At 39.7% G+C, this 9969-nt stretch carries 8 protein-coding genes and 1 tRNA gene; 3 read left to right on the forward strand and 6 right to left on the reverse strand.

Features of this window, described 5'->3' with window-relative positions:
- Nucleotides 1-2: 2 nt before the first annotated feature.
- The 5 genes from sucC to mdh all read right to left on the reverse strand — a co-directional run bounded on the left by sucC (nt 3) and on the right by mdh (nt 7401).
- A complete protein-coding gene (gene sucC / locus BKL51_RS00645) occupies nt 3-1169 on the reverse strand; it encodes an ADP-forming succinate--CoA ligase subunit beta (protein ID WP_077464839.1) in 1167 nt (388 codons plus the stop codon).
- A gap of 100 nt (nt 1170-1269) precedes the next feature.
- Complete coding sequence (odhB, locus tag BKL51_RS00650) at nt 1270-2499, reverse strand: 2-oxoglutarate dehydrogenase complex dihydrolipoyllysine-residue succinyltransferase (RefSeq protein ID WP_077464840.1); 1230 nt, start codon at nt 2497-2499, stop codon at nt 1270-1272.
- Between the two features lie 111 nt (nt 2500-2610).
- Complete coding sequence (gene sucA / locus BKL51_RS00655) at nt 2611-5418, reverse strand: 2-oxoglutarate dehydrogenase E1 component (protein ID WP_077464841.1); 2808 nt, start codon at nt 5416-5418, stop codon at nt 2611-2613.
- A 178-nt stretch (nt 5419-5596) separates the two neighbouring features.
- Nucleotides 5597-6154 (reverse strand): helix-hairpin-helix domain-containing protein, encoded by a 558-nt coding sequence (locus BKL51_RS00660; RefSeq protein ID WP_077464842.1) that lies wholly within the window; start codon nt 6152-6154, stop codon nt 5597-5599.
- A gap of 311 nt (nt 6155-6465) precedes the next feature.
- On the reverse strand, nt 6466-7401 hold the full coding sequence (gene mdh / locus BKL51_RS00665; RefSeq protein ID WP_077464843.1) for a malate dehydrogenase: 936 nt from the start codon (nt 7399-7401) through the stop codon (nt 6466-6468).
- A gap of 207 nt (nt 7402-7608) precedes the next feature.
- Between mdh and argR the strand changes: the two genes are divergently transcribed.
- Nucleotides 7609-8061: a transcriptional regulator ArgR gene (gene argR, locus BKL51_RS00670; RefSeq protein WP_077464844.1), complete on the forward strand. Its 453-nt coding sequence runs from the start codon at nt 7609-7611 to the stop codon at nt 8059-8061.
- Nucleotides 8061-8954, forward strand: coding sequence for a TIGR01777 family oxidoreductase (locus BKL51_RS00675; RefSeq protein WP_077464845.1), 894 nt, complete (start codon nt 8061-8063; stop codon nt 8952-8954). Before argR ends, BKL51_RS00675 begins: the two co-directional genes overlap by 1 nt.
- Before the next feature lie 56 nt (nt 8955-9010).
- Here the strand turns inward: BKL51_RS00675 and BKL51_RS00680 are convergent, their stop codons facing one another.
- Nucleotides 9011-9676: a Bax inhibitor-1 family protein gene (locus tag BKL51_RS00680; RefSeq protein WP_077464846.1), complete on the reverse strand. Its 666-nt coding sequence runs from the start codon at nt 9674-9676 to the stop codon at nt 9011-9013.
- A 202-nt stretch (nt 9677-9878) separates the two neighbouring features.
- Between BKL51_RS00680 and BKL51_RS00685 the strand changes: the two genes are divergently transcribed.
- Nucleotides 9879-9968: transfer RNA gene (locus tag BKL51_RS00685), tRNA-Ser, on the forward strand.
- The last annotated feature ends 1 nt before the right edge of the window (nt 9969 follow it).

The following is a 9969-nucleotide window of genomic DNA, read 5'->3' on the forward strand; positions in this document are numbered from 1 at the left end:
AATTACGCTCCTTTTGCCGCTTTTACTACAGCTTGTGCGGCATCTTTTAAACTATTTTCGACAATAAGATTTACCCCACTGTCTGACAGGATTTTACGCCCTAACTCAACATTCGTGCCTTCTAAACGCACTACAACAGGAACATTTATCCCGACTTCTCTGATAGCGGCAATGACCCCTTCGGCAATTAAATCACAACGAACAATTCCTCCGAAGATATTGACTAAAATGGCTTTTACCCCCTTATCCGTCAAAATAATTTTGAAGGCTTCGGTAACCCGTTCTTTTGTTGCTCCGCCTCCGACATCAAGGAAATTTGCCGGATTTCCGCCATAAAGTTTCACCATATCCATCGTTCCCATGGCAAGCCCCGCGCCGTTTACCATACAACCGATATCCCCTTCTAAGGCGACATAATTGAGTTGATGTTTTTCCGCTTCGGCCTCTCGTAAATCGCTTTGGCTTAAATCTTGGAAAGCCAGTAAATCCTTATGGCGAAACAACGCATTATCGTCAATCGTCATTTTGGCATCCAAACACAGTAACAGACCTTGTTTTGTCACCACTAGCGGATTAACTTCTAAAAGCGAAAGATCTTTTTCTATAAATAACTTCGCTAATTGTACAAATGCATGAGCAAACTGTTTATTTTGTTCTCCGCTTAAACCTAATTTAAATGCTAATTCTCTGCCTTGATACGGCATACCGCCAAATAACGGATCAATGGCGACTTTATGGATCAAATGAGGCGTTTCGCGAGCGACATCTTCAATATTCATTCCACCGGCGGAAGATGCCATAAAGATAATTTGTTGTGAAGAACGATCAATCACTGCACCAAGATAAAGTTCTTGAGCAATATCACAGGTTTCCTCAATATAGATACTATTTACCGGTTGGCCTTGTTTATCGGTTTGGAAAGTTACCAAACGATTTCCCAGCCATTGATGGGCAAAAGCTCGGGCTTCTTCCGCATTATGTACCAGTTTTACACCACCGGCTTTTCCTCGACCTCCGGCATGAACTTGGCATTTTGCGATCCAACGATCACCGTTAAGTTGGAAAAGCGCCATGGCGGCATCATCCGCCGAATGACAAATAATTCCTTCACTCACCGGTAGATCATATTCTTTAAAAAGCTGTTTTGCTTGATATTCGTGTAAATTCATAAGGTTTACCTGCTTTTTTTCTGGTTATTTAGGATATGTGAAAATAGTCATCTTTTCGTCGAAAAATAAAAATGCGATCAAAATTGATCGCACTTTTACTCTAAATTTCCAATAATAATCTTGTCGGATCTTCCAATAATTCTTTAACTGCGACAAGGAAACCAACAGATTCTTTACCGTCAATTAAACGGTGATCATAAGACAATGCCAGATACATCATTGGACGAATGACAACTTCCCCATTCAATGCGATCGGTCTCTCTTTAATCGCATGCATGCCTAGAATCGCACTTTGCGGTGGGTTAATAATCGGGGTGGACATTAATGAACCAAACACCCCACCATTAGTGATAGTGAAATTTCCACCGGTTAAATCTTCCACCGTTAACTTGCCATCGCGACCTTTTTCTGCAAGTGCTTTAATTTGTTTTTCAATTTCCGCCATACTGAGTTTATCGCAGTTGCGTAACACCGGCGTAACCAAACCTCGAGGGGTAGAAACAGCGATACTGATATCAAAGTAATTATGGTAAACAATATCATCGCCATCAATGGAAGCATTTACTTCCGGATAACGTTTCAATGCTTCTACCACAGCTTTAATATAGAACGACATAAAACCTAAACGTACATCATGCTGTTTTTCAAATTTTTCACCGTAGGTTTTACGCAATTTCATTATCGGCTGCATATCCACTTCATTAAATGTAGTGAGCATTGCAGTACTGTTTTTTGCTTCAAGTAAACGCTCTGCAATGCGTTTGCGTAAACGTGTCATTGGAACGCGTTTTTCAGAACGAGACTGGTAAGCCACGGTACTGATGGTATTTTGCTCTGTTGCCACCTGTTGTTTTGCTTTTTGCGCATCCCGTTTTGCAATTTCACGTTCGATATCCTCACGGGTTAATCGACCTCCTACACCGGAACCCTGAATTTGAGAGGCATCAAGCTCATGTTCCGCCAGCAAACGTCTGATTGCAGGTCCGTGATCATCGGCATTGTGTTGACTATTTTCAACAACTGAATGATGACGATCTGCCGGTGTCGGCTCATTCGATTCATTGATCTTTATCGTACTAATATCACCAGCTTGAACTTTAGAAAGTTTACCGAGTAGCTGTTTACTGACCACCGTTGCTCCTTCGGTTTCTAAAATTTCTGTAATCATACCATCGGATTGTGCGGGCACTTCTAACACGACTTTATCCGTTTCAATTTCAACTAATACTTCATCACGTTTTACAGTGTCTCCTACTTTTTTATGCCATGTTGCTACAGTAGCGTCTGCAACAGATTCAGGTAAATCAGGAACAAGAATTTCGATTGTCATAGTCGTTTTTCCTTTACTATTCTTTATCATGTGGGCTTTTGCCCGCCGTTTTTATTACTCTTGTCGGTAGATAACTCCACCTATGAAAAAATTCAAATTTTTTACCGCACTTTACAGTGTCAATGCATCTTCCACCAATTGTTTTTGCTGTTTGACGTGTAATGACATATAGCCAACCGCCGGTGAAGCTGAAGCGGGACGCCCTGCATATTTGAGTTTGACATCCTCCGGGATAGAACTTTCAAAATTATGTTTACAGTTATACCATGCCCCTTGATTAAGCGGTTCTTCTTGACACCATACATAATCTTTTACATGTGCATAAGGTTCAAGTGCCTTCTTCACATCTTCATGCGGATAAGGATAAAGTTGTTCAATTCGGATAATTGCCACATCGGTTTGATTATTGGCTCGGCGCTGTTCCAGTAAATCGTAATAGACTTTTCCCGAACACATCACAATGCGTTTAATACCTTTAGGGTCCAGTTCGTCCGTTTCACCAATTACCGTCAGGAATGAACCGTTAACCAGTTCGTCTAAACTTGATACGGCTAACGGATGACGTAATAAGGATTTTGGCGAAATCGCAATTAACGGACGGCGCATTTTACGTAAAGCCTGCCGGCGTAACATATGATAAACCTGGGCCGGCGTAGAAGGGATACAAACCTGCATATTTTGCTCTGCGCAAAGTTGCAGATAACGTTCCAAGCGTGCGGAAGAATGCTCCGGTCCTTGACCTTCATAACCATGAGGTAACAACATTACTAAACCGCACATTCTGTTCCATTTTTGCTCTCCGGAACTGATAAATTGATCGATCACAATTTGTGCTCCGTTTGCGAAATCACCAAATTGTGCTTCCCAAATCGTTAGAGTTTTCGGATCAGCAGTGGCATAACCATATTCAAAAGCAAGTACCGATTCTTCCGAAAGCACTGAATCCCATACTTCGAAACGTCCTTGGTTGGCATGCAAATGCGTGAGCGGAACATAGCCGGTACCATCATTTTGGTTATGTACTACGGCGTGACGATGGAAGAAAGTACCCCGTCCCGCATCTTCACCTGATAAACGCACGTTTACCCCTTCATCAAGCAAGGTTGCGTATGCCATAGTTTCCGCCATACCCCAGTCAACCAATTTTTCACCCTGATACATGGCTTTACGATCATGGTAAATTTTTTCAACACGTGGGTGGGGACGTAAACTTTCCGGATATTCGCATATCCGTTTTGCGAGCGTGATAAAACGATCTTGCGGGAATTTACTCTCATAAGGCGCAGTCCAATCATAATTGAGATATTGCAACCAATCCATTTTTGCCGTATCCATTTCACGCCATTCGGCCACAACACGCTCGCCATTATCTAAGCCGTCACGATATAAATTCATCATTTCAATGGCTTGCTCTTCGCTAATCACTCCTTCTTTTACCAAACGATCCGCATAAACCTCACGTGGCGTCGGATGTTTTTTAATAATGCTATACATCATTGGCTGTGTTGCTAAAGGCTCATCGGCTTCATTATGTCCGTGACGACGATAAGAAATCAAATCAATGAAAATATCCCGTTTAAATAAATTGCGATATTCCACCGCCATACGGGCGGCAAAAGCAACAGCCTCCGGATCATCACCATTTACGTGAATAATCGGCGCTTGAATCATTTTCGCAATGTCCGTGCAGTATTCTGTAGAGCGCGTGTCATTCGGGTTAGACGTGGTAAAACCGATTTGGTTATTGATCACAATACGAATAGTGCCCCCAACAGTATAACCACGAGCATTCGACATATTTAAGGTTTCCTGTACAACACCTTGACCTGCGACCGCTGAATCACCATGGACTGTTACCGCTAATACTTGTGAACGTTCTACATCATTTTTCTTAGTTTGACGTGAACGTACCGCACCAATGATAACCGGACTAACAATTTCCAAATGCGACGGGTTGAACGCAAGAGTTAAATGAACATGCTTTTCACCAACAGCAAAATCAGACGAAAAGCCTTGGTGATATTTTACATCTCCGGTACGATCGCCCGAGTGTTTACCGGCAAATTCATCAAATAAATCTTTCGGTTTCTTACCCAATACATTCACCAGCATATTTAAACGACCACGGTGTGCCATTCCCATCATCACATCTTTAACGCCTTGTTTAGCGGCGTGACGAATGATTTCTTTCATTAATGGGATAAAAGCATCACTTCCCTCTAAAGAAAAACGTTTTGCCCCTGGGAATTTTACACCGAGATAACGTTCCAATCCATCGGCGGCAGTCAGTTCATGAAGAAAATTCACTTTTTCCTCATGACTAAAGAGCGGTTGATTTAAGCGGCTTTCCAATTTATTTTGAAGCCACATTTTTTGTTCCATATCCTGTACATGCATAAATTCCAAACCGATAGGGCCACAGTAGGTCTCTTTCAGCATTGCATTTAAATCAGCCAGTTTAATGGTGTCTCGTTGATAAACGTAATGGTTGATATTGAAAGTTTCGTTGAGATCTTGTTCGGTAAAGCCGTGATAATGGTAATCCAATTCCGGCACATTTGATACTTTCCAACGATAATAATTTAGAGGATCAAGTTTTGCTTCCACATGACCACGGAAACGGTAAGCATTAATAAATTGTAATACTTTTACTAATTTTGCACTTGCTTCCGGATCAATCACCGTCACGGCTTCTGTGCTATTTTCACGGGCTAAACGTCGGAAATAATCACGCACCGGCGAATGCGGTTGTTCAACAGTATTTGATTTTGGCAAAGAATCAAAGGTAGTTTTCCAGCTGCTATCAATAGAATTCGGATCGTTTAAATAACGCTCATACAATTCTTCGATATAGGCTTGGTTTGCACCACTGAATGCGGTTGTTGCCAACCATTCATCAAAATCTTTATTTGGTTGCATGTTCACCTCAAATAATATGATCGATTAAGTTGTTTTCCCATTATACATAGGATTGAATTGGAAAAATGCCTCATTTACAAGATTTGTTGCAAATTTGTGATCTAGCTCAACAATATTTTTAACTTAAAGAAAAAGCCCGACTAAATTTGTCGAGCTTTATAAGATACTGGTCTTGTTTTTAGAAAGTCAGGTAAGGCGCAATTTTTTCAATGGTTGTCTCTCCTAAACCATCAATTTTTGATAATTCGGATACATTTTTAATTTTGCCCACTTTATTACGATAGTCCACAATCGCTTGAGCTTTCTTTTCACCTATGCCTGAAAGTTTTTGTAAGGTTTCAGCATCCGCTTTATTAACATTTACTTTAGCACTTGATGCAATTTTTTGTTTTTCTGCTTTAATCTGCTGTTTTGCCGAATTGAATTTCTCAGAAACTTGATTTTTCGTTGATGAAGTATCTGATGATTTCATTGATTTAGCCTTTTCTTTCATTACATCTGCTTTTTCTTTTGTAGACTTCACTGCCTCTTTAACTTCTTCTTTTGTAGCAACCGCTTTCTCTTTCAGACTATTTTTACCCGAGATAACATTTTCTTTTTGTTTTTGAATCATTGAATTTACATTAGTTACCGACTCTTTTTTAAGAGCGGTAACAGTATTTTCATTTGCAAATGCAGAACCGGAAACGGCTATGCTAAGTGCGGTCAAAGTTAATAAAGATTTTAAAGATTTCATGAAAAACTCCTATAAATAGTAATTTTGTCAAAAGGACGGATTCTAAGATTCTAATTTAGGGAATTAGTTCAATTCTATTCTATTTTAGAATAAAAAAAAGTGCCTCGAAAGAGGCACTACTCGGAAAGCAAAATAGATGTCGGCTATTTAAGATAGCACTTTTTTTGGTGAAGCTAGGTTACTCCCATCAAGATACTTATGCAAATATCTATTTTCAAATTTGTGAACTAAGTCACGGTTTTTCTTAAAAATTTTCTTTTTTCAAAAAAAAAGCGTCTATTATTTAGACGCTTCTTCTATAAAATTTATAATTAGCCGTTGATAAATTTCTCACCTAACTCAATATCTGCACGCAATGTCGGTAACATTGATTCCAATGAGCTTTGTTCAAATTCGCTTAATGGACCGATTGGTAGAATCTCCTCCACCCCATCTTTACCTAAGCGAACTGGTTGAGCAAAGAAACGGGCATATTTTCCATCGCCTTCCACATAAGTACATTCAACAACAGTCTCTCCTCTTAAACCTTTTATCAAAGCGCGGGCAAAACGAGCGGCGGCTTGAGCCATAGAAAGCGTTGCCGAGCCACCGCCGGCCTTAGCTTCTACAACTTCAGTACCGGCATTTTGGATACGTTTTGTTAATGGTGCGATTTCTTCAGCAGTAAACTCTGCATAAGGAACTTGAGAAAGCAACGGAAGGATGGTAACACCGGAATGTCCTCCAATAACAGGTACGGTCGTCCGGGAAACATTGAGATTTTTCAATTCGGCAACAAACGTTTCCGAGCGAAGTACATCTAACGTTGTCACACCGAATAATTTACGTTTGTCATAAACACCGGCTTTTTTCAATACTTCCGCTGCAATAGCGACCGTTGTATTAACCGGGTTAGTAATAATACCTATGCAGGCTTTCGGACAAACAACAGCAATTTTTTCAATAAGATTGCGAACAATCCCGGCATTAATATTAAATAAATCGGAACGATCCATGCCCGGTTTACGTGCCACACCTGCAGAAATCAATACTACATCCGCACCTTCAAGTGCAGGGCTTGGATCTTCGCCAGAAAAACCTTTCACTTTCACTGCCGTAGGAATATGGCTGACATCAGCTGCCACACCCGGTGTTACCGGTGCAATATCATACAGTGATAACTCTGTTTCTGCCGGTAATTGTAGTTTTAGCAATAATGCCAATGCTTGACCGATACCGCCGGCTGCACCTAATACTGCGACTTTCATGTGTACTCCTTATTAAGTAGATTAATTAACTTTGCAAATTTTAAAAGGTAAACAGATAAATTACAAACATAGAAATTCAATAATGAGATCTAGCTCAAATTTCTAAATAAAATTTGTCTCTTTTTTTACCCCAATTTGCATTTTAGTTGCATATTTTGCATTTTTATGCAACGCTTACACAGGTTAGTCCCATCTTAAAACGAATAAATGGATAATTTAACAAAAGCATTTAAAGAATTGCTCGGACAGGAACGTTTTTCCTCTCAAAGCGAAATCGTTGAAGCCTTAAAAAGCCAGGGTTTTCCAAGTATAAATCAATCTAAAGTTTCGCGTATGCTGAGTAAATTTGGTGCGGTACGTGTGCGTAATACCAAGATGGAAATGGTCTATTGCCTACCAAATGAGCTAAGTGTACCCGCAACCAGTAGCCCACTAAGAAATCTCGTATTAGATATTGATCATAATGAATTTTTAATCGTTATTAAAACCACACCGGGTGCAGCGCAATTAATCGCACGCCTACTAGATTCTATTGGTAAAACGGAGGGTATTCTTGGCACCATTGCCGGCGACGATACTATTTTCGTATCGCCGACACGTACAACTGCAATTTCAACTCTGATTGAACATATTAAAAGTTTGTTTGAAAGCTCACTTTAATGAAAATTTTTATTACCGGTGGCACAGGATTAATCGGGAAAAGATTAATCTCTGCCCTAGAGAAACAACATCAACTCACTGTTCTCACCCGCAATGAGAAAAAAGCCCGTTCTCTTTTTCCTCAAAAAACTTTGAAATTTTTAACCGCACTTTCTCCGCTTAAAAATTTAGATGAGTTTGATGCGGTGATAAATCTAGCCGGTGAACCTATTTTTGCTAAACGCTGGACAGCATCACAAAAAGCAAAACTATTCGATAGCAGGGTAAAACTAACAAAACAATTAGTTTCATTAATTAATGCGGGTGTGAATCCCCCACGTTTGATTTCAGGCTCGGCTACCGGTATTTATGGTGATCAACCAAATCAAATTCTTACTGAAACAAATCCAACTACTCATCGCTCATTCACCGCAGTACTGTGCCATGCTTGGGAAAAAGAGGCATTACAAGCCAAGACAAAAGTTTGCATTCTTCGCACCGGTATGGTGCTTTCACCAAATGGCGGAGCATTAGAAAAAATGCTTCCGCTATATTATTGGAATTTAGCCGGTCCGTTAGGTACGGGGAAACAATACTGGGCGTGGATTGCGTTGGAAGATATGGTAAACGGAATTTTATTTTTACTTTCTCATAATGAGTGTCAGGGTATTTATAATTTTGTTTCACCTCAACCAATTACCAATAGAGCATTTAACCAACAATTAGCTCAATCGGTAAAACGTTGTGCGCCTTTCCCCGTACCGAAATTTGCCTTAAAACTTGCCTTGGGCGAGCGAGCCAATGTGTTATTAGAAAGCCAATATGTTTTGCCGAAACGACTTACTGAAGCGGGCTTCACTTTTCAATATGAAAATTTAACCCAATATTTGACCGCACTTTTTCCCAAAAAATAACATAAAAAAATGCGCCTCAATACCAATCAAGACGCATTTTGTTTTTTTAATCAAATTTAGTCGTTACTACTTGAAAAAATTGAGAGCAATCTTAGCAAACTTAAGAATAAGTTATAAATTGCCACATAAATACTCACTGTGGCACGAATATAATTTGTTTCACCACCGTGAATGATATTACTGGTTTCATACAAAATTGTCATTGTTGAGAAAACAACAAATAATGCACTAATTGCAATGGCTAATGCCGGCATTTGGAAGAAGAAACTTGCTACCATACCGAGTAAAAGCACAATAAACAGAGCAAACATTGCGGTTGCAAGGAATGACATATCTTTTTTCGTCGTCAACACATAAGCTGAGCAAGCAAAGAAAACAATCGCTGTACCGGCAAATGACAACATGATTAAATCTTCCATACCATTTGCCACATACATATTGAGAATTGGCCCAATGGTATACCCCATAAAACCGGTAAAGGCAAATGCCGCTAAAATACCGGCAGGACGGTCAGCTAAACGATGTGTAATGAAAAGTAAGCCGTAAAAGCCCACAAGTAAAACAATAATGTTTGGATAAGGCAAATTCATCGCCATAGAAATATAAGCGACAACTGCCGAAAATGCCATTGTTAGCCCAAGTAAGAAATAAGTATTACGAAGCACTTTATGAGTGCTTAATAAGGATTCATTTCTTGAGTCAACAATAATGCGTGATTGCATAAAAGCTCCTTATATAATGTTAGTTAGCACCAAACTGTAAGGTAAGGTCGAGCGTATAAAAAGTCAATGGTTGAGCAAAAATTTATTTCCTGTTTTGGCTAAAAAGAAAGCAAAATGAATAAATAAACGCCGACTAAATAGATTTTATTCGTTTTTTATTTACATCAAAAAATTTTGAATTATACTACGCAGCGTCAAGTACGGAGGAATGGTCGAGTGGTTGAAGGCACCGGTCTTGAAAACCGGCGAGGGTTTACGCCCTCCGTGAGTTCGAATCTCACTTCCTCCGCCAT

Origin of the sequence: Rodentibacter sp. Ppn85, from assembly GCF_001999335.1 — a bacterium.
Taxonomy (GTDB): domain Bacteria; phylum Pseudomonadota; class Gammaproteobacteria; order Enterobacterales; family Pasteurellaceae; genus Rodentibacter.

Excerpts from the sequence above, each read along its gene's own strand:
- mdh (WP_077464843.1), bottom strand. The coding sequence starts at position 7,401 with ATGAAAGTCGCAGTATTAGGTGCAGCCGGCGGTATCGGTCAAGCATTG.
- sucC (WP_077464839.1), bottom strand. The coding sequence starts at position 1,169 with ATGAATTTACACGAATATCAAGCAAAACAGCTTTTTAAAGAATATGAT.
- odhB (WP_077464840.1), bottom strand. The coding sequence starts at position 2,499 with ATGACAATCGAAATTCTTGTTCCTGATTTACCTGAATCTGTTGCAGAC.
- sucA (WP_077464841.1), bottom strand. The coding sequence starts at position 5,418 with ATGCAACCAAATAAAGATTTTGATGAATGGTTGGCAACAACCGCATTC.
- BKL51_RS00660 (WP_077464842.1), bottom strand. The coding sequence starts at position 6,154 with ATGAAATCTTTAAAATCTTTATTAACTTTGACCGCACTTAGCATAGCC.
- BKL51_RS00680 (WP_077464846.1), bottom strand. The coding sequence starts at position 9,676 with ATGCAATCACGCATTATTGTTGACTCAAGAAATGAATCCTTATTAAGC.
- argR (WP_077464844.1), top strand. The coding sequence starts at position 7,609 with ATGGATAATTTAACAAAAGCATTTAAAGAATTGCTCGGACAGGAACGT.
- BKL51_RS00675 (WP_077464845.1), top strand. The coding sequence starts at position 8,061 with ATGAAAATTTTTATTACCGGTGGCACAGGATTAATCGGGAAAAGATTA.